The organism is Tsuneonella flava (genome assembly GCF_002870965.1).
GTDB lineage: Bacteria > Pseudomonadota > Alphaproteobacteria > Sphingomonadales > Sphingomonadaceae > Tsuneonella > Tsuneonella flava.
Genome location: NZ_PHSO01000004.1, coordinates 226,379 through 245,188, shown reverse-complemented (window position 1 = coordinate 245,188; position 18,810 = coordinate 226,379). Strand labels below are relative to the sequence as shown.

The 18,810-nt window shown below is 57.4% G+C and carries 17 protein-coding genes, 2 tRNA genes and 1 pseudogene; 11 read left to right on the top strand and 9 right to left on the bottom strand.

The window, feature by feature from the left end; all coding sequences use genetic code 11:
* Positions 1-442: 442 nt before the first annotated feature.
* From efp to CV013_RS04735, 3 genes are all read left to right on the top strand, one after another.
* Positions 443-1,006, top strand: coding sequence for an elongation factor P (efp, locus tag CV013_RS04745; RefSeq protein ID WP_102154118.1), 564 nt, complete (start codon positions 443-445; stop codon positions 1,004-1,006).
* Between the two features lie 7 nt (positions 1,007-1,013).
* On the top strand, positions 1,014-1,835 hold the full coding sequence (locus tag CV013_RS04740) for an inositol monophosphatase family protein (protein WP_102154117.1): 822 nt from the start codon (positions 1,014-1,016) through the stop codon (positions 1,833-1,835).
* A 51-nt stretch (positions 1,836-1,886) separates the two neighbouring features.
* Positions 1,887-1,971: transfer RNA gene (locus CV013_RS04735), tRNA-Leu, on the top strand.
* A gap of 404 nt (positions 1,972-2,375) precedes the next feature.
* Here CV013_RS04735 and CV013_RS04730 read toward each other — a convergent pair.
* Positions 2,376-2,650, bottom strand: a pseudogene (locus CV013_RS04730) (transposase); the annotation flags it as partial.
* On the opposite strand from CV013_RS04730, the gene CV013_RS04725 reads away from it, so the two are divergent.
* Positions 2,634-2,939: an AraC family transcriptional regulator ligand-binding domain-containing protein gene (locus CV013_RS04725; protein ID WP_157935731.1), complete on the top strand. Its 306-nt coding sequence runs from the start codon at positions 2,634-2,636 to the stop codon at positions 2,937-2,939. The pseudogene CV013_RS04730 and the gene CV013_RS04725 sit on opposite strands and share 17 nt — an antisense overlap.
* A gap of 264 nt (positions 2,940-3,203) precedes the next feature.
* Here the strand turns inward: CV013_RS04725 and CV013_RS04715 are convergent, their stop codons facing one another.
* Positions 3,204-3,533 carry a nuclear transport factor 2 family protein gene (locus CV013_RS04715; protein WP_102154115.1) on the bottom strand — a complete coding sequence of 110 codons (330 nt, stop codon included), beginning with the start codon at positions 3,531-3,533 and terminating at the stop codon, positions 3,204-3,206.
* 98 nt (positions 3,534-3,631) lie between these two features.
* Between CV013_RS04715 and CV013_RS04710 the strand changes: the two genes are divergently transcribed.
* On the top strand, positions 3,632-4,564 hold the full coding sequence (locus CV013_RS04710) for a LysR family transcriptional regulator (protein WP_102154114.1): 933 nt from the start codon (positions 3,632-3,634) through the stop codon (positions 4,562-4,564).
* Here CV013_RS04710 and CV013_RS16000 read toward each other — a convergent pair.
* The 5 genes from CV013_RS16000 to CV013_RS04685 form a co-directional block, all read right to left on the bottom strand.
* Positions 4,485-5,522, bottom strand: coding sequence for an alkaline phosphatase D family protein (locus CV013_RS16000; RefSeq protein ID WP_408057019.1), 1,038 nt, complete (start codon positions 5,520-5,522; stop codon positions 4,485-4,487). The genes CV013_RS04710 and CV013_RS16000 overlap by 80 nt on opposite strands.
* Before the next feature lie 86 nt (positions 5,523-5,608).
* A complete protein-coding gene (locus CV013_RS04700) occupies positions 5,609-7,351 on the bottom strand; it encodes a TonB-dependent receptor domain-containing protein (RefSeq protein WP_102154112.1) in 1,743 nt (580 codons plus the stop codon).
* A 167-nt stretch (positions 7,352-7,518) separates the two neighbouring features.
* Positions 7,519-7,595: transfer RNA gene (locus tag CV013_RS04695), tRNA-Arg, on the bottom strand.
* A gap of 61 nt (positions 7,596-7,656) precedes the next feature.
* Positions 7,657-8,523: a mechanosensitive ion channel family protein gene (locus tag CV013_RS04690; RefSeq protein ID WP_102154111.1), complete on the bottom strand. Its 867-nt coding sequence runs from the start codon at positions 8,521-8,523 to the stop codon at positions 7,657-7,659.
* Positions 8,524-8,671: 148 nt separating this feature from the next.
* The gene (locus CV013_RS04685; protein WP_102154110.1) at positions 8,672-9,067 is read right to left on the bottom strand and encodes a hypothetical protein; all 396 of its coding nucleotides are present in this window, start codon (positions 9,065-9,067) and stop codon (positions 8,672-8,674) included.
* Positions 9,068-9,195: 128 nt separating this feature from the next.
* On the opposite strand from CV013_RS04685, the gene CV013_RS04680 reads away from it, so the two are divergent.
* From CV013_RS04680 to CV013_RS04660, 5 genes are all read left to right on the top strand, one after another.
* A complete protein-coding gene (locus CV013_RS04680; protein WP_102154109.1) occupies positions 9,196-9,540 on the top strand; it encodes an FtsB family cell division protein in 345 nt (114 codons plus the stop codon).
* A gap of 282 nt (positions 9,541-9,822) precedes the next feature.
* Entirely contained in the window at positions 9,823-10,833 is a 1,011-nt protein-coding gene (gene pdhA / locus CV013_RS04675; protein WP_223805326.1) for a pyruvate dehydrogenase (acetyl-transferring) E1 component subunit alpha, read from the top strand.
* A gap of 1 nt (position 10,834) precedes the next feature.
* The gene (locus tag CV013_RS04670) at positions 10,835-12,244 is read left to right on the top strand and encodes a pyruvate dehydrogenase complex E1 component subunit beta (RefSeq protein ID WP_102154108.1); all 1,410 of its coding nucleotides are present in this window, start codon (positions 10,835-10,837) and stop codon (positions 12,242-12,244) included.
* Positions 12,245-12,363: 119 nt separating this feature from the next.
* Complete coding sequence (locus tag CV013_RS04665) at positions 12,364-13,044, top strand: hypothetical protein (RefSeq protein ID WP_123639943.1); 681 nt, start codon at positions 12,364-12,366, stop codon at positions 13,042-13,044.
* 45 nt (positions 13,045-13,089) lie between these two features.
* The gene (locus CV013_RS04660) at positions 13,090-13,551 is read left to right on the top strand and encodes an EF-hand domain-containing protein (protein ID WP_102154106.1); all 462 of its coding nucleotides are present in this window, start codon (positions 13,090-13,092) and stop codon (positions 13,549-13,551) included.
* Between the two features lie 12 nt (positions 13,552-13,563).
* On the opposite strand, the gene trmFO is transcribed toward CV013_RS04660, so the two are convergent.
* Positions 13,564-14,916 carry a methylenetetrahydrofolate--tRNA-(uracil(54)-C(5))-methyltransferase (FADH(2)-oxidizing) TrmFO gene (gene trmFO / locus CV013_RS04655; protein ID WP_102154105.1) on the bottom strand — a complete coding sequence of 451 codons (1,353 nt, stop codon included), beginning with the start codon at positions 14,914-14,916 and terminating at the stop codon, positions 13,564-13,566.
* A gap of 100 nt (positions 14,917-15,016) precedes the next feature.
* Here trmFO and CV013_RS04650 point away from each other — a divergent pair, with 100 nt between their 5' ends.
* Positions 15,017-15,664, top strand: a complete 648-nt coding sequence (locus CV013_RS04650; protein ID WP_102154104.1) for a lysoplasmalogenase family protein — start codon at positions 15,017-15,019, stop codon at positions 15,662-15,664.
* Positions 15,665-15,823: 159 nt separating this feature from the next.
* Here CV013_RS04650 and gyrA read toward each other — a convergent pair whose 3' ends face one another.
* Positions 15,824-18,616, bottom strand: coding sequence for a DNA gyrase subunit A (gyrA, locus tag CV013_RS04645; protein ID WP_102154103.1), 2,793 nt, complete (start codon positions 18,614-18,616; stop codon positions 15,824-15,826).
* Positions 18,617-18,810: the final 194 nt, after the last annotated feature.

Genomic DNA, 18,810 nt, shown 5'->3' with positions numbered 1-18,810 from the left:
ATTGGCACCTGTTCGCTCGAACCGTGCACCAAGCATTGAGCCTCGTGTAAAGTGCACCTGTTTGCCGGTGAGGAGGTAGGTGCCGTGTCCATTAGGGTTTACGTAGCTGGAGTTATTTTCCGTCTCGAACCACCCGCCAGGTATCGGCAATACTGCCGGACCACTCGCATCACCCGGCACTTCGCAAATCCAGCGACCATGCGGCAGAGTGCCAAGCTTGCCATTTAAGGCCACTGATTCATCGGGGGCAGGCGCCGCAGCGACTAGCAGCGCGGCCAGAGTGGGCAGTATCGGAAGACGTTTCATCGCTCCTCGGCTCTAGCATCGCAAACTTCCCTCTGTCACCCTCCTTGCTCATACGCGTCCTTGCCGCTAAGGCGCGCGGCGCAGACGCTGGCGTATATGCCGCCCGTCCCTCCATTACAGAAGGCGCAACACTCCCATGAAAATCAGCGGTGTGGACATCCGTCCCGGTAATATTCTCGAGTATGAAGGCGGCATCTGGAAAGTTGCCAAGATCCAGCACACCCAGCCGGGGAAGGGTGGCGCCTATATGCAGGTCGAAATGAAGAACCTGCAGGACGGCCGCAAAACCAACGTCCGCTTCCGCAGCGCCGACACGGTTGAGAAGGTCCGTCTCGATACGAAGGACTATCAGTTCCTCTATGAAGATGGCGATATGCTCGTGTTCATGGATCAGGAAAGTTACGAACAGATCAACCTGCCGAGCGATCTGCTGGGCGATGCGCGCCCGTTTCTGCAGGACGGTATGCAGGTTAAGCTAGAACTGTGGGAAGAAAAGCCCATCAGCGTCGAACTGCCGCAGCAGGTCGAAGCGATGATCGTGGAAGCGGATGCTGTGGTGAAGGGGCAAACTGCCTCTTCCAGTTACAAACCCGCCGTGCTCGACAATGGTGTGCGGATTATGGTCCCGCCCCACATCGAAAGTGGCACGCGAATCGTCGTTGACGTTTACGAGCAAGCCTACATCGGCAAAGCGAACTGAGGCAGCAATGGCAGCCGTACCAGGCATAATCCGTGTGATGGAAAAGGCCGCCCGCAAGGCGGGAGGCCGCTTGCGTCGCGACTTCGGTGAAGTCGAGCACTTGCAGGTCAGCCGCAAGGGGCCGAGCGACTTCGTTTCTAAGGCCGACCAGATTGCTGAGCGCACGATCTATGATGAACTGCTTCACGCACGGCCCGATTGGGGTTTCGTGCTGGAAGAAGCCGGGATCATCGAAGGCGCCCCAGACAAGCCGCGCTGGATTATCGATCCGCTGGATGGAACAAGCAACTTCCTCCACGGCATTCCGCACTTTGCAATCTCGATTGCTGTGCAGGAGCCCAAGCTGGATGGTTCCGGTTGGGGCGAAGTGACTGCTGCTGTCGTCTATCAGCCGATTACCGATGAGACTTTCTGGGCGGAAAAGACGCGTGGTGCATGGCTTCACGACGGACGCTTGCGGGTGTCGTCGCGCTCCCGTCTGCACGAGGCGCTGGTTGCCACGGGCACTCCGTTTCAAGGGCACGGCGATTTCGCGGAGTGGGTCAAGATATTCGCGGCAATCGGCCCGCAGATCGCCGGTATTCGCCGCTATGGCGCGGCTTCGCTCGATCTCGCATGGCTGGCTGCTGGTCGCTACGATGGTTTTTGGGAAAGCGGGCTGAGTCCGTGGGATACCGCTGCAGGGTGCCTTCTCGTGCGTGAGGCCGGTGGATTTGTGACAGATTTCCGGGGACGTAGCTTGCCCATTTGCGATAAGCAGGTGCTGGCTGGCAATGATGGGCTACACTCCAAACTGCATAAAGTTTTGAGTGGGGCGTTGAAGACTTAACGACATTGCTTGCAGGCGCGTCGCGACCACGCTAGGTCGCGCGCGCCCGGAGCCTCCGTGGCGGAATTGGTAGACGCGAACGACTCAAAATCGTTTTTCTACGGAAGTGCCGGTTCGAGTCCGGCCGGGGGCACCATTTCCGGTCAAATATGGGCCAGCGCCTTCGATACACGGAGCGCCTCGCGCGATGCCCTTTTCGAGAACTGCTTTCGTCCTGCGAATGAGAATTTTCTCGTCAGACACTTCGATGCGATCCACGATAGGCTTTTCGTAGCGTGGGATTCCCGCCACAAAGCTTCTCGCGTAACTGCGTCGAGAATTTTTCGAGCACCTCCGAGGTAATCCTTTCGCGAGCCTCTTGCGAGTTGGCTCTCCAGGATCTCAATCCGTAAGGTGAGTTCTGCAACGGCATTTGGGACTTGTAACGGTTTTGGGCGGGTCAGCTATCTCATTGAGCTACGTTGGCTTCGAATGCGAGCGGGCTGATGCCGCCCAGATATGAATGGCGCCTGCGAGTATTGTAGGTTCAGGACTGATTGATCAGAGCCAGAAGATGACGGTAGCGGCGAGTGCCACGGCGGAGAAGAGGCCCTTGGGCAGTGATCGTAGCGGGTTGCGACGCGTCGCCAGTTCCTTCAGGCTGCCGAACATGATCTCGATGCAGTTGCTGCGTTTGTCATTTTTGACGGCCTTGTTCCGTATTTTCCGGCCCGGGATACAGGTGGGATCCCCTTTCCCTGCAAGGCGTCGCTGAACCAGTTGGCATCATAACCTCGGTCGGGCAGCATCCATTGTGCTGTGGTCGAGCTGGGAAGGCGGGGCACCGGGCAGCCTGTCCGCCCCATCGGAATCGAATTCGAGCGGTCCGGCCCGTCTACCGATCTGCACGATACCTTCTTTGGCTGTCCGATCCGTTTCGGGGCGCTCCGCAATCGAATTACTCTGGCATCAGCCGACCTCGACCGTGCGTTCACCGACTACAACCCCGAGCTGTTACAGATGCTAACGCCAGCGCTTTCGGAAGCGAAGCAGTATCTGGAAGTGGGAAGCAGCTTCGCCGATCAAGTACAGGCAGTTGCTGGCGGACCTTCCGAGCAGGGTTGAGGAAATAGCCTGCTTTCTGGGTTATCAGGATACAAACCCCTTTTACCGCGCTTTCAAGGAATGGACGGGCATGACGCAGCTGCAATGGCGGCAGTCCAACGAGTTGGCGCACTTATCATTTGGGCGGATATGCCTCCATCGCTCCTGTCGGTGGGACTAGAAAGGACATTAACCTGCGAGTGGATAGCCCGACGGTGGCACCTCCGACACTATGTGTGCCGGAGGTGATGAGAGCCCGCTTGCCCTCCAGCGTCAGAAACGGGGTCATGGGACGATCTCCAGTTCGGCGATCTTGTCGCCCTCAAGGACGAAGAAGTAGCGCAGATCCACCGGGCTTCCGGGGAAGTTGCCGACGAGATGGCTGGTGACGACGGTTCGCTCGCCTTCTTTGCCGAGCGCGAAGGGCTCGACGGTATAGCTATATTGCGTGGATGCATGCGCCATCCACTGCCGGATCGCATCGCGGCCCGTATAGGTATTGCCTTCATCAACGACGACAGAATCCTGCGTGAAGCATTTTGAAATCGCCTCCGCATTGCCCTTTTTGTCGGCCGCGAAATAGTCGGCGATCGCGCCTGGAAGTTCGATGGTCATGCTGTTTCTCCTCTTCGGTTACGAGGAGCAATTTAGCGCTTTGATTCTATCCAGATAACTCGGATAAATCTGGATGAGTAATTTCGGATTTCAGGATAATGCCAAGCTATAATCTGAGCGATTTCGATGCGGTCCTCGCCATTGGCCGCAGAGGTTCCTTTCGTGCGGCTGCGCTCGATCTGGGAATGTCAACGAGCGCGCTCAGCAATGCGATCGCCAAGCTGGAAGGGCAGCTTGGGGTGCGCCTGTTCAATCGCACCACGCGCAGTGTCGCCCTAACCGATGCAGGGCGCCGGTTCGTCGACCAGATGACGCCTGCTCTCAAGGATATTCATCAGGCGCTCGATACGGTGCGCTCGCAGCAGGAAACACCGTCCGGCACATTGAGAATCAACACATTCGCGACCGCAGGGCGTGAAATACTCTCGCCACTCATCCTCGAATACCTGCGGCGCTTTCCCGAAGTTCACATTGATGTCGTGACCGACGGGAATCTCGTCGATATCGTCGCGGACGGGTTCGATTTCGGAGTTCGCACAAAGAACCTCGTTCCCACAGACATGATCGCGATCCCGGTGGGGCCCGCAAGGCGAAATGTCGTAGTCGCGTCACCATCCTATCTCGATAATCACGACAAACCCCGCGTGCCCTCCGACCTGCTTGCGCACCCATGCGTTCGCACTCGCTTACCCAACGGAGTCTTGTTTCGCTGGCAATTCGAGGCGGAAGGCCAACCGGTGCAAGTCGATGTCGAGGGTCCGATCACGCTCGACGAAGGCAGCCTGGCGCGCATAGCCGTGCTTGAATCGATGGGCATTGGCTATTTCATGGAATCCGACGTACGCGAGGACATCGAGGCAGGGCGGCTCGTGCAACTTCTGGAAGAGTGGACGCCGCCGCTCTCGCCTCTGTGCCTTTACTATCCCAGCCGCCGCAACCCGCCTGCGGCATTCAAGGTTTTCGTCGACCTCGCACGCGAACTCGCCCGTGCGGCGAAAAAAGACCGGTCGTCTTGGTTTTCGGCCGAATAAGTCGAATTCTAATATCCGATACGGCTTTCAAATGCCTGCGTGAGTCACGTGCTGAACGGCATAATTGCTGCGTCTTTGACCGAAAAGCCGACACTTTACTCCGACACAAAGCCGCTGCTGTTTTCAGCCCACCGCTCTGTGAACGGAGGGCAGCTTTCAGGAAATGTATCCGGACCGTCGATCGGCGGCCGTTGCCAAGGCCCGCCATTCCAGATCCTCTGATCAGCGCGACAGCAATACACCTCGCTCGGCCATTGAAATTCTTCGGATATCCAATGCTAACGGAGCTGCGCCTTATTCGGGTGCACCCGAAAACTCGCCAGCGTGCTGAGCATGCCTCCAGCCGTCTCCGCCTTGTCAAGCACCTTGACGTCTGTGCGCCATTCATGCGGGGCGATGTCAAAGAGCTGATAACCGCGCTGCTCGTTGTAGAGGATGAAGTGTGGGTTGTCGCGCAGCAGAAAGCGCCGCTTTTCACTGTCCGCCCGACCGTCGCCCCCGAACTGATCGAAGTACCGAGAAATTCGACGGCGGCGGCAGGACCGTCCAGTTCATCGTCGCGTAGAGGGAGGTGCCCGATATTGTGGACGTGGGAATCTCCGCTGGCCACGACAACGTTGGTCAATCCATTGTCGCGGATGGCCTGGAGCAGCCGCGCGCGGGCGGTCGGGTAGCCACTCCAGCTGTCGGGAGGGGCGGGCAGGCGGATGCCGTCCGCATCCCGGCGGATGATCGGCATCATCCGCACCTGTTGCGCGATCAGGTTCCAGCAGGCCCGATTGCGCAGCCCCGCGCCCAGCCATGCCTCCTGCGCGCTGCCGAGAACGGTCGATGTGGTATCGTCCCGCTTGCGGCAGGCGCGTCCGGCCGGCGTTTCGCACAATTGCTGGCTGCGATAGCTGCGCGTGTCGAGGACATGCATCCTCACCAGCCGTCCGAAGTGCAGCCGCCGGTACATGGTCAGCCCACCGATGCGCGGGGCCTGCGCCAGCCGCACCGGCCCGCTCTTGTAGGCCAGCGCCAGGGTAAACATGTTTTCGGGAGTCAGCGAAATCGGGGGGCCGGATGCGTGTAGGTATAGGATCCGCGCAGGGTCAGGCCTTTGAACGGGTTTGGCAGCAGGCGTTCCAGCGAATTGTTGGACTCCAGTTCCACGCCCTGGATGCTGATCGTGCCTTCGCCCACCATCGTTGTCGTCCGGAAGGTGTAGTCGGCGTATTTCGTGCCGGTGTAGCCGAATTCCTGCGCCGTGAATTCCTGCGTCTGAAATGCCCCCCTCAAATCGTTGCGGAAATAGTTGATGGCGACAAGCCCCACCGGTTCGAAATACTTGACCATCCGGGCGGAGTAGTTGCTGGACAGCTCGGGCGTCAGGCCCGGATTGGGCGCGGTGACGGTCTGGATAGTCTTGTTCACCGACCACACGCCTGCCAGGACGATCACTTCGGGGCGGCGGATCGTCCGGCTGTAACCAAGCTGCAGGTCGAGGCTGTTGGTGAAGGAGGCCTTGGCCGAGGCGCTGGGGAAGAAATAGTCGTACCGTCCCTTGCGGGCGACCCGGGGGCGCGTTTCATATTGGTACTTAATGCCTTCGACTGTCGTCGCGCGGCCCGTCGATGCCGAAACGTCATAGCCTGCGACGATCACTTCCTCGGCCGAAAGCGGGTCCGGTTCCAGTGCGGCAGTGCGCGTCTGTTCCCAGCGTAGCCCCGTGCGCAGCGCCAGCCAGTCGGTTGGCTTTGCTGTCCCCATCGAATAAGTGGCATAGGTATCTTCGTCGAAGTGACGGCTGTCGCCGATATAGGCGTTGTAGTAGTTCGTCGCCGTCATCAGTGGGCTGAACTCGTCGGGATGGTCGAAGAAATATTGCCCGATGAGGTAGTTGCTGGGCATATACAGGTATGAGGAGCCTGATATCGTCTGGTACGTCAGCCCGGCTTCATTGAGGTTGCTCCGGATGCCGCTCTGGGTCGCTGTAAGAAATTCCGCCGTGCTGAGCGGTTCGGTATAGACATAGCGGCTGGCCTCGCGCTGTTTTTCATATTGGTAGGATGCCAGCTGTATCTTACCGCCCGTCCTGATAGTGATGGGGAAGGCGCTGCCCGGCAGTTCGTAGCCAACATTGATAGCACCGCCGGTGCGGTCTACCTTGGATGAACGGCCGTCCTCGGTGTTGATGATGATCGACGACAGCGAATAGCTGGCGGGATCGCTCCAGTCCGCCCCGCTCAACTGGCGAATGGTCCAATCGGTCGCCAAATAGTCTTCGCTGCGGTGCGCGGAGTAGTTTCCGGAAGCTCCCGGCGAAGCGACGGTGTACACCGCGTGCTCCTGGCCCATCGGATCGTAGTGGCTGTGCGAATTGGTGAAGAAGGCATTGCCATCCACCGTCAGGTAATTGCCGCGATATTCGAAGCTGGGCGTCAGTGTCACGCCGGTGCCGATCTTGGCGATCGTGTTGGCGGAGGCCTGCACCGTCCTGGTGCCGTCCGCCACTTGCGTGGTATAGTCGAAGGCTAGGTCGCCGATCAGCCCGGCGCTGCGAGCTCCGCTGGTGAACACATAGGCGCGCTGTTCCGACAGGTTGTAGGACCGGTTGTAGATACCCATGAACGACAGGGTCAGGTCGTCGGTCGCCTTGAAGTCGAGCGAAAGATTGCTGGAAAAGCATAGCGATACTGTCTTCCCCTGCTGGTGTCCTGAACCAACGCAGCGCCGCAATGGCCGCATCGGACCCCCGCAGCAAAGATCGAGAAGCTGGCGCTGCTCCTGCGCGCTAAGCTGCATCACGCCTTGCTCTATCTGTGGTGAGCCTATGCCCCCGGCTGCTGCTCAGCGAGGTTAGTGTGGATGAACGGGAAATCCGCATCAGCAGATCCAAAGCAGCGCTGACACGGAGTGCCGCAGGAGGCGCAGCCAAAACCACGCCCGCAGTTCTCTCTTTTGTTCGAGAATGGTGCGCCCGACAGGATTCGAACCTGTGGCCCCCAGATTAGGAATCTGGTGCTCTATCCTGCTGAGCTACGGGCGCGCCGGGCGCGATCCATAGTCACGCGGCCCGGCGCTGGCAATTGCTGATGGCACTGCACGGGTCAATTAGCAGAGACCATTGGTGCGAGAGACACCGGCTCTTTGAAGGTGTGGGTGATATAAGGAAACGGTATTTCAATCCCGGCTTCATCCAGCGCTTTCTTGATGGCTTTGATCGCTTCCGCCTTTGTCTTGCGTAGGTCGCGCGATGCAGACTGAGCATACCATTGGACCAGAAAATCAATCGAACTCGCGCCGAACTCCTGTGCATACACCACAACCGGCCGATCCGATACGATGGCATCGACCGTACCCATCGCGTCCAAAATCACCCGTTCGGCCATTTCAAGATCGGTGTCATATGCCACGCCAACGATCAGATCGTTTCGACGTATTGTGTCATCGGTGAGAATTTTGACCGGATTTTTGAACAAAAACGAGTTGGGCATGATCGTCAGCTCGTTTGATAACTGGCGTACATGCGTTTCGCGCAAAGTGATTTTTTCGACCTTGCCAAGCACACCTTCCACTTCGATCAGATCGCCGATCCGCATTTTGTCGCGCAGCATAATAAGAATGCCCGCGAGGAAGTTTTCAAAAATATCCTGAAATGCAAACCCAATGGCAAGCGCGCCGATCCCCAGTCCGGCGATTGCACTGCCAGGAGTAAATCCGGGCAGAACGATTGCTGCCGCGATCAAAAGACCAACCAGCCACACTCCAAGCCTGACCATCGTTTGGACCAGTTGCTTGAGGCTTTCTCGCAATCGGGCGCGTTCGACTGCTTTGCGAGCCAAACGCGAAATGAATCGCGCAATTCCCCATGTGAGAACAAGAACGATCATGGCTATTAATATTTGCGGCAATGTGGCCACAAAATCCGCTGCCATTGCAGTAACTTGTTTTTGTATTATTTCTAAATAATTCACTTTTTAATCATTTCCGATGAATTTTATTAATATAAATTACCGATGACTATAATTCTAATTGCATAATTATAATACTATTTAGAGTCATGAGATTGACGTGCAGTTAGTAAGCCAACGCCCGCAAGACCTCGAGGGTTCCGATAATCGGTTAAGGTGTCCGTTTCATTTCTGAAATTGCGCGGGCTAAGGCGCGATCACTTTCTTTTGCTCGCTCGCCGTCGGTAGTCGCAATCGAAGCGCCATCCCTTTGCAGCCGCAAATGCCAGCCGCCGCGTTCGTCACAGGCGATTCCCGACAGATCGTCGCGCACAAAACCAGCGCATTTAACGCCATCCCGATCCCGGAACCGTTCCACAATGCGGGTATTCAGATTGCTTTTAGAAGATGATAGCGCATCCAGTAACTCGCCAGACGCAAAACTGAGACCTTCGTGTTCGGTTACGACCGGGTCGGTGCGCCAGTTCGACCAAAGGGCAACGCCAAGGATGATTAACATCAGAAGCGGCAGCGGACGCAGGGCGTGACGAAAACTGGAGGAAGTCATCTTCTCAGTCAGCTAGCAGCAATCATGACCATTGGACAAAAGCATCTTGTACCTGCCAGGGCCCGATCTGTCGCACATTGCAAAGAAACTCCTTGAATAGCTGAGTCATTTGTGATTCTGTCAGTCTTATGACGCGCGAAGGCCACCGCATTACATCTCCAAAGGAGCGTGCAGTACAAGCAATTGCGCTTGGGTGTCTGCTCGTGCTTGGCGGATTGGCTATTGTTGGGCCCAGCGGGCTTCTGGCGTGGAGTGAAAACCTGCGTCAGCTCGATCAGCGGCACGCCCAGATCGCGAAGTTGAAGCATGAACGCGATGAACTCAAGATCGTTGTGGATGCACTGAATCCGAATCATGCAGATCCCGATCTCGTGGGCGAACTTATCCGCCGCGATCTCAATGCGGTTCGTCCCGATGAAGTGGTTATTAGCCTGGATAATAAAGACGGGCACGGGACCGACACCGGAAACTGACCCCCTGGGCAGAGCATACGGTTCCGTAGCGTCGGAACAGCGATTTCGTATGCAGAGCGTTGCGCCACACGGCGCCTTAGGCCATAGCGGGCCGGTATCGGACAGAGGCCTGTCCGGCAGAGAAAACCATGCGAGGATAGCGAATTGGCCAAGCCCGCCAGCAAGCGAAAGACCCCGGCTGCTTCCACAGTGCAGCCTGCCCCGAAGGCAGCAGTAAAATCCGCTGCATCCAATCGTTCCCGTGCCGCCAAGAATGAGGCGGAACCGGACAACGATTTTGCCTTGCGGAGCCTGCAGGAAGAGCATCAAAAGCAGCCACGCTATGAAGCCAGCGACGAGGAGCTGTTGCGGTTTTATGAGCAGATGCTGTTGATTCGCCGGTTTGAAGAGCGGGCAGGGCAGCTTTACGGCCTCGGCCTGATTGGTGGCTTTTGCCATCTGTACATCGGCCAGGAAGCAGTTGCGATCGGCTTGCAGAGTGCGCTCGACAATGATCGCGACAGCGTGATTACCGGTTATCGCGATCACGGGCATATGCTCGCTTATGGCATCGATCCCCGGATTATCATGGCCGAACTGACTGGGCGGGAAGCTGGCATTTCCAAGGGGAAGGGCGGCTCGATGCACATGTTCAGCACAGAGCATAACTTCTACGGCGGTCACGGCATTGTTGGCGCGCAGGTTTCGCTCGGCGGGGGACTCGCCCTCGGGCATCAATATCGGGACGATGGCGGCCTTTGCCTCGCCTATTTCGGGGATGGTGCGGCCAACCAGGGGCAAGTTTACGAAACTTTCAACATGGCTTCGCTCTGGAAACTGCCGATCGTGTTCGCGATTGAAAACAATCAATATGCGATGGGCACTGCGGTTAAACGTTCGAGTGCAGAAACCGAGTTTTACCGTCGCGGTACCGCCTTCCGAATTCCCGGCATGGATGTGAACGGGATGGATGTTCTGGAGGTGCGCCAGGCGGCCGAGGTCGCGTTCAAGCATGCCCGTGAAGGAAACGGCCCGGTCCTGCTCGAACTCAATACGTATCGCTATCGCGGGCATTCTATGTCCGACCCGGCGAAGTACCGTACACGCGAAGAAGTGCAGGATCAGCGCGAACACAATGACCCGATCGAACGTGCCAAAAAGGAGTTGATCGAACGCGGGAAAACGGAGGACGAATTGAAGGAAATCGACAAGCGCATCCGTGCGACGGTTTCCGAAGCGGCAGACTTCGCCGAAAACTCGCCCGAGCCCGAAGCGGCCGAACTCTATACCGACGTGCTGGTGGGAAAATACTGAGATGGCAATTGAGCTGAAGATGCCGGCCCTTTCGCCGACGATGGAAGAGGGTACGCTGGCCAAATGGCTGGTAAAAGAAGGCGATAACGTTTCCGCTGGCGATATCCTTGCCGAAATCGAAACCGATAAGGCGACGATGGAGTTCGAAGCGGTCGACGAAGGTACGATCGGTCAGATCGTTGTCCCGGAAGGGACCGAGAACGTGAAAGTGGGCGAAGTTATCGCCACTATGACGGGTGAGGGCGACGATGCTGCGTCTAAGCCTGCGGCGAGCCAGAATGCCAATACGGATAATGTGGCGGGAGAGGGCAAAGACGTCGGCCGTGGCAGCGAACTTGCTACCGGTGGCGCGAAGGCAATTGTCGCTTCGAATGAAGCAAATGCACCTACCCCCGCTCATGATCCCGAGGTGCCGGAAGGCACCGCGATGGTAACGGTGACAGTTCGCGAAGCGTTGCGCGATGCGATGGCGGAAGAAATGCGTGCGGACGACCGCGTATTCGTGATGGGTGAAGAAGTTGCCCAATATCAGGGTGCATATAAAGTTACCCAAGGCTTGCTTGACGAATTCGGTCCGAAGCGCGTTATCGATACCCCGATCACCGAATATGGTTTCGCCGGAATCGGCACCGGTGCGGCAATGGGTGGTCTGCGTCCGATCGTTGAATTCATGACGTTTAACTTCGCGATGCAGGCGATTGACCACATCATCAACTCTGCGGCCAAGACAAACTATATGTCTGGTGGCCAGATGCGTTGCCCGATCGTCTTCCGTGGACCCAATGGCGCTGCCAGCCGGGTCGGGGCGCAACATAGTCAGAATTACGGACCGTGGTACGCCAGCGTTCCGGGTTTGATTGTGATCGCACCTTACGACGCAGCAGATGCAAAGGGGCTTCTCAAGGCGGCGATCCGGTCCGAAGATCCGGTCGTATTCCTCGAAAACGAGCTCGTTTACGGACGCAGTTTCGAACTGCCGGATATGGATGATTTCGTCCTGCCAATCGGCAAGGCACGGATCGTGCGCGAAGGCGGCGATGTCACGATTGTCAGCTATTCTATCGGTGTCGGTTTCGCGCTTGAAGCAGCGGAAAGGCTGGCAGAAGAAGGTATCGATGCGGAAGTCATCGATCTGCGTACCCTTCGGCCGCTCGACAAGGAAACCGTTCTGGCAAGTCTGGCGAAAACCAATCGCCTGATCGTTGCCGAGGAAGGCTGGCCGACCTGCTCGATCTCATCCGAGATCGTTTCCATCTGCATGGAGGAAGGGTTCGATTATCTCGACGCCCCCGTTTTGCGGGTAACCGACGAAGACGTGCCACTGCCCTATGCCGCCAACCTTGAGGCGATGGCGCTGATCGATGCGGACAAGATTGTCACTGCGGCTAAGAAAGTGTGCTACCGCGATTGAACTGAGATGAGCGCTGCTGCCGATGTGCTTTATCGGCGGCCGCAGCGTTTATCAGTCCACCGCAGCGTTTATCAGTCCAATAGTTGGATCGATACCTTCCGCGTGTTGTGGGATGCATCATGGCAAATGACAATACATCGGTGCTTGACCCGCTCGCTACAACTACCTTTCCGGAAGAACGCACTCTGGCGTTGGCCCATATGGAGCCAACTATGCGCCGCGCGCTGAAGCTCTACTTCGCGCTTGATGCTCGGTTGGCCCGACAGGTCGCTCAGGCACGCGAACCGATGCTCGGACAAATCCGGCTGGCATGGTGGCGCGATCAATTGAAGCTTCCTGCAGCCGAACGTGCACAGGGCGACCAAGTGCTTGATGCAGTTGAGGTTATGTGGGGCGCCGATGCGAGCGCGTTGCTCGCGTTGGTCGATGGGTGGGAAGAACTATTGGGTGAAGCGCCGCTGACAGCAGCTGCAATCAGTCAGTTTGCCGCAGGCCGGGCGCAGCCGTTGGCCGCTTTCATCCAGCAAACAGAAAAAGAGACGCTGGTTGATCAGGTAATGCGGACCGGAAAACGATGGGCTTTGGTCGATTTCGCTTGGAAAACCAGCGAGCCAGTCGAACATGAGACCGCCCTTGGTCTGGCGCGGCAGATTGAAAGCACTGTAATCCTCCCGCGCTCACTCCGGGGTATTCAGGTGCTTGACCGGCTTGCTTGCCATTCTCTCAAAACCGAAACTCCTCTGCTCACCGGACGTAGCGCTGCATTTGTCGCGCTGCGGGTTGGTTTGATCGGCAGATAGGCTATCGGCCGAGGTGATCGCGCCCTTGAAATGGAATGATTGAAAATGAAACGGGTCGCGCTCGGCGCTTTTGCGGCTTTGGCCTTATCCGCAGTTGGTCTGTTCTGGTGGCGGGGAAAGGCCGAGGTTCAACGCAATGCACCGCCGCCATCGACCGCCCCCCCCTTGCCAGCTTCAAGTGATTTGCCGACGGATGTTCCCGCGAATATGCGCGGACCTGTACCGCCGGAAGCTACCGAACTGACTCGTGAGCAGCAGCGCTTTTTCCGTTATGATCGCAACCGCGATTTGCGGATCACACGTAACGAAATGCTTTCGACACGCTCGGATGCGTTCCGTAAACTGGACAAAGACGGCAACAACCTCCTTTCATTCGAAGAATGGGCTCATGCCACCGCTGATCGGTTTGATAAGGCCGACCGCAATGGTGATGGAATTTTGGATCAGGCCGAATTTGCGGCTACCGCTCCTAAGCGCAACAATAAAAAGTCGAAATGCAAGTGTTAGGCCAGCGAAGAGTCAGGTGGTGGCGCTTTTCATAGAGGCGAGCCATTCACCGAAGTGCGCCTTTGCACGATCGGTATAGGCTTCTTTGCGTACCTTCTTTTTGACGTCGTGAAGTGGAGGAAACAGGCCGAAATTGACGTTCATCGGCTGATAGCTTTCCGCTTCCGCATCGCCGGTGATGTGCGCCAGCAAAGCGCCCATCGCGGTGGTGCGCGGCGGGGGTGACCACGGTTTACTCTCCAGCTCGCTTGCTATGATAAGGCCGGCGAGCAACCCCACGGCAGAGCTTTCCACATAGCCTTCGCAACCGGTGATCTGGCCGCCAAAACGGATATGTTCCGCACCGCGCAGTCGCAATTCGCGGTCAAGGACCATGGGCGAGTTGATAAAAGTATTGCGGTGCAGCCCTCCAAGCCGTGCGAATTCGGCATTTTCCAGGCCCGGAATCGTGCGGAACAATTCGATTTGTGCCCGGTGTTTCAGCTTCGTCTGGAAGCCCACCATGTTCCATAGTGTGCCGAGCTTGTTGTCCTGTCGTAGCTGGACCACGGCGTAAGGCCATCGACCCTGCGGGAAATCCGGCGTGGTATCGCGCGGATTATCCAGTCCGACAGGCTTCATCGGGCCGAAGCGGAGCGTTTCCGGTCCGCGTTCTGCCATTACTTCAATCGGCATACAGCCTTCGAAATACGGGGTGTCCGCTTCCCATTCGCGAAACTCGGTTTTCTCGCCATCGATCAGACCTTGCACGAACGTGGCATATTGTTCCCGGTTCATCGGACAATTGATGTAGTCCTTACCATCTCCCTTGTTCCAGCGGCTCTGAAACCATGCCACTTCCATATCTATGGAATCCCGGTGAATGATCGGAGCAATGGCATCGAAGAATGCCAGGCTGTCCTCCCCGGTTGCCTTCGCGATGTTTTGTGCCAGCGCACTAGCGGTCAAGGGGCCGGTGGCGACGAGGGTAGGGCCGGAAATGGGCAGAGCATCGATCCGTTCGCGCACGACAGTCACATTCGGATGTTCATCCAATGCGCGTTGCACTCCGGCGGAAAAGACATCGCGATCCACGGCCATCGCCGAACCCGCCGGAACACGCGCCGCCTCGCCAGCTTGCATAATGATCGAATCGAGCCGCCGCATTTCATGATGCAGCAAGCCGACAGCATTTTTCGTGTCGTCATCCGAACGGAATGAGTTCGAGCAAACCAGTTCCGCCAAACCATCGGTCTGGTGTGCTGGGGTCATTTCCCCGCTGCCGCGCATTTCCGAAAGGCGGACCTTAAATCCACGGCAGGCAAGCTGCCATGCCGCTTCGCTTCCTGCCAATCCGCCGCCGATGATATGTACTTGATGTGTCATGTTACGGCGCGCCTAGTCTCGCTGTCCCCATGCGGCAAGGGGTGTGCGATTGCATAGCACCCAACATTGAGGCAAGCGGGGCGGGGAGAACGACCTGACCATGCCAAGACGCACTCTAATCGAAGACCGCCCATGGTTGTTGGCTAGCCTTACCGCTTCGATTACATTCTATTTTTTGCCCGAACCGTGGATCGGCAGCGTTTATGCCATGGTGCTGAAGGGCCTCTCGGTCGGTTTTCTGGTGCCATATGCACTTGTCCGGCATCATTCGCTGGATGCAAAACTGTTGGCGATCATTATGGCCTTCGGTGCGGCGGGCGATGTGGGGATGGAGCTCGACACGATTGTTGGTGGAGCGATCTTCTTCATCGGCCATCTGATCGCGATCGGACTCTATTGGCGTAACCGCAGAACGAACGTCACCGGGTCACAGCGCGCGGCGGCGTTGACTATGCTGGTTATGGTGCCGACCATTTCATGGTTTCTGTCGGGCGATGCAGGTGTTGGCATATACGCCATTGGATTGGGTGCTATGGCGGCGAGTGCATGGCTTAGCCGGTTCGGTCGATATCACGTCGGTGCCGGGGCCATGCTGTTCATTGTGTCCGACTGGCTGATTTTCGCACGCATGGGCGGGGCGCTGCCCGAGAGCGCGACCTCGTGGTTGATCTGGCCGCTGTATTACGCGGGACAGTTCATGATCTGCACCGGCATTATCCAAGGCCTGCGCCGCGATCATCGCGCCTGACTATTAGGAGAGATAAGGGCGGCATCGCGGCAGCCAATGCCCCCGATGTGTTAAAGGAACCACATTCCTGCAAATCCCGCATCACCATAATCGGTGATGCGGGATTTGCGAATGCTCAAGCCCAAAGCCCGAGCTGAATTCAGCTTTCTGCCTGACAGATTATGCGTCGGGCTTGTCGCCGTCTATATCGCTATCGCTTTGCGGAGTGGTGTGAGGCGTAGTCTGTTCCGTTCCGCGGCCGACCATTTCCTCGACAACGGCTTCTTCGGCATCGTTTTCCGGTGCTTCATCTTCGTCGATCCGTACCGCGCTGACGATAGTTTCGCCCTTGGCCACGTCGAACAGCTTGACCCCTGCCGAACCGCGACCGATTACACGCAAACTATCCAGACCGATGCGGATCAACTTTGCCTGATCGGTCACAAGCATCAACTGATCGGCCTGTGTAGCGGTGAAGCTGGCCACAACCGGGCCGTTGCGCTTGATATTATCGATATTTGTAATGCCTTGGCCACCACGACCGATGCGCCGGTATTCGTAGGCGGACGAGAGCTTGCCAAACCCGTTGGCGCAGACGGTAAGGATGAACTGTTCACGTTCTGCCAGTTCGGCAAATCGTTCGGGTGCCAACTCAGGTTCGCCTTCTTTCTCTGCCTTCCAGGGGGCGAAGCGCAGATATTGCTCCCGCTCCTCTGAATCGGTTCCCACTTTGTGCAGGATGGATAGCGAAACGACCTCGTCCCCGTCCTTCAGGTTCATCCCACGCACACCGGTAGAGGTGCGACTGGTGAACTCACGCACGTCTTCGCCAGCGAAACGGATCGCCTTGCCATTGCGACTGGCGAGCAAGACATCGTCGGTCGCATCGAGCAGAGCGACACCAATCAGCTTGTCGTCGGACCCATCTTCGAAACGCATCGCCAGTTTGCCGTTTGACGGGATATTCGCGAATGCATCCATCGAGTTGCGGCGCACACTTCCCTTGGCGGTAGCAAAGACAACCGAAAGTGCGCCCCAGCTATCTTCGTCTTCCGGTAAAGGCAGGACTGCAGCGATCGTTTCGCCGTCGTCGAGTGCAGGCAGCAGGTTGATGATAGGGCGTCCGCGCGTGGTCGGGCCGCCTTCGGGCAGCTTCCACACTTTGAGACGATAGGCTTTGCCTGCAGTTGAGAAGAACAACACTGGATTATGGGTGCTGGTGACGAACATGTTCGACACGGCATCCTCATCCTTCGTTGCCATCCCGGCACGGCCCTTGCCGCCGCGATGCTGTGCTCGGAAAGTCGAGAGAGGCGTGCGCTTGATGTAACCGTCGAGGGTGACAGTCACCACCATATCGTCCCGTTCGATCAGATCTTCGTCTTCCAGTCCATCCCAGGCTGGCGCAATTTCGCTGATACGAGGGGTGGCATAGAGATCGCGAATTTCTTCGAGCTCGGCACGCATTACGCCATAGAGCTTCACGCGGTCGCCAAGGATCGAAAGGTATTCTTCGATAGCGATGGCGAGTTCCTTGAGCTCGTCACCAATTTCATCGCGGCCAAGCGCGGTGAGCCTGTGAAGTCGCAGTTCAAGGATGGCGCGCACCTGTCGTTCGGACAGGCGATATGTGCCACCACTTTCATCAGCAGACGGTTCGATCGCCTCAACGAGTGCGATATACTGAGCGATATCGCCAATTGGCCATTCTTTCGAAAGCAGACGGCCGCGTGCTTCCGCAGGGTTAGACGATCCACGGATCATCGCCACCACTTCATCGAGGTTCGAGACTGCAACAACCAAGCCGAGCAAGACGTGTGCTCGCTCACGCGCCTTGTTCAGTTCGAACTTGGTGCGCCGCGTGATGACCTGTTCGCGGAAATGGATAAATGCCTGAATAATATCACGCAGGCTGAGCGTTTCAGGGCGCCCACCGCGGATCGCCAGCATATTCGCCGGAAAGCTGGCTTGTGCAGGGGTGTGCCGCCAGATCTGATTGAGCACTACCTCCGCCGTTGCGTCACGCTTGAGATCGATAACTACCCGCACACCCTCGCGGTTAGACTCGTCGCGGATATCCGAGATCCCCTCGATCCGTTTTTCCTTGGCCGCGTCAGCTATCTTTTCCACCAGACCAGCCTTGCCGACCTGATAGGGGATTGAAGTGAATACGATTGACTCACGGTCGCCACGCGCGGTTTCGATAGTGTGTCGCGCGCGCATCAGGATCGAGCCGCGCCCTGTGGTGTAAGCCGCCTTGGCGCCAGACTGACCAAGGATTAGCGGAGCAGTCGGAAAATCCGGACCCGGAATAATCTCGAACAGTTCCTCGCTCGTGATGTGCGGGTTTTCGATGTAGGCGAGGCACCCATCGATCACTTCACCGAGATTATGGGGCGGAATATTGGTCGCCATGCCGACAGCAATGCCGCCCGCACCGTTAACAAGCAGGTTGGGGAAGCGCGCGGGAAGAACTGTAGGCTCCTGCCGCGATCCGTCATAGTTTTCCGCAAAATCGACTGTATCTTTATCGAGATCGTCAAGTAGCGAATTCGCCACCCTTGCCAGACGGGCTTCGGTATAGCGCATCGAAGCCGGCGGATCGGGGTCCATCGAACCGAAGTTACCCTGACCGTCGATCAATGGCACTCGCATCGACCACGGCTGTGTCATGCGCGCCAATGCGTCGTAGATCGCGCTGTCGCCGTGCGGGTGATAGTTACCCATCACGTCACCCACGATTTTCGCGCTCTTACGATAAGGGCGCCCGGCAACGAAGCCGCCTTCCTGACTGGCGAACAGGATGCGGCGGTGCACCGGCTTGAGCCCATCGCGCACATCGGGAAGCGCGCGGGACACGATCACGCTCATCGCATAATCGAGATAGCTCGTTTTCATTTCGTCGACGATGTCGACGCGAGCATATTCATCCGAAGGAACTGGCGGGGTTACGGTTGGGGTATCGTCGTTCAAGGTTTTCGTTCTGACAGTTTCGCGCCATTCGCGCAGGGTCAGAAAAGCCTAGGGGAAGGGGGGGCTGGTGGCCAGTTTGATCGTAGGCGAGAGGCCCGGAAATCCGCCGTTTTCCACATATCATTGAGGTAGGTCGGGCCAGTTCCCTTACTCGAAGCCCTCATCTGCGTTCAAAGCGCATTCACGCGGGGATC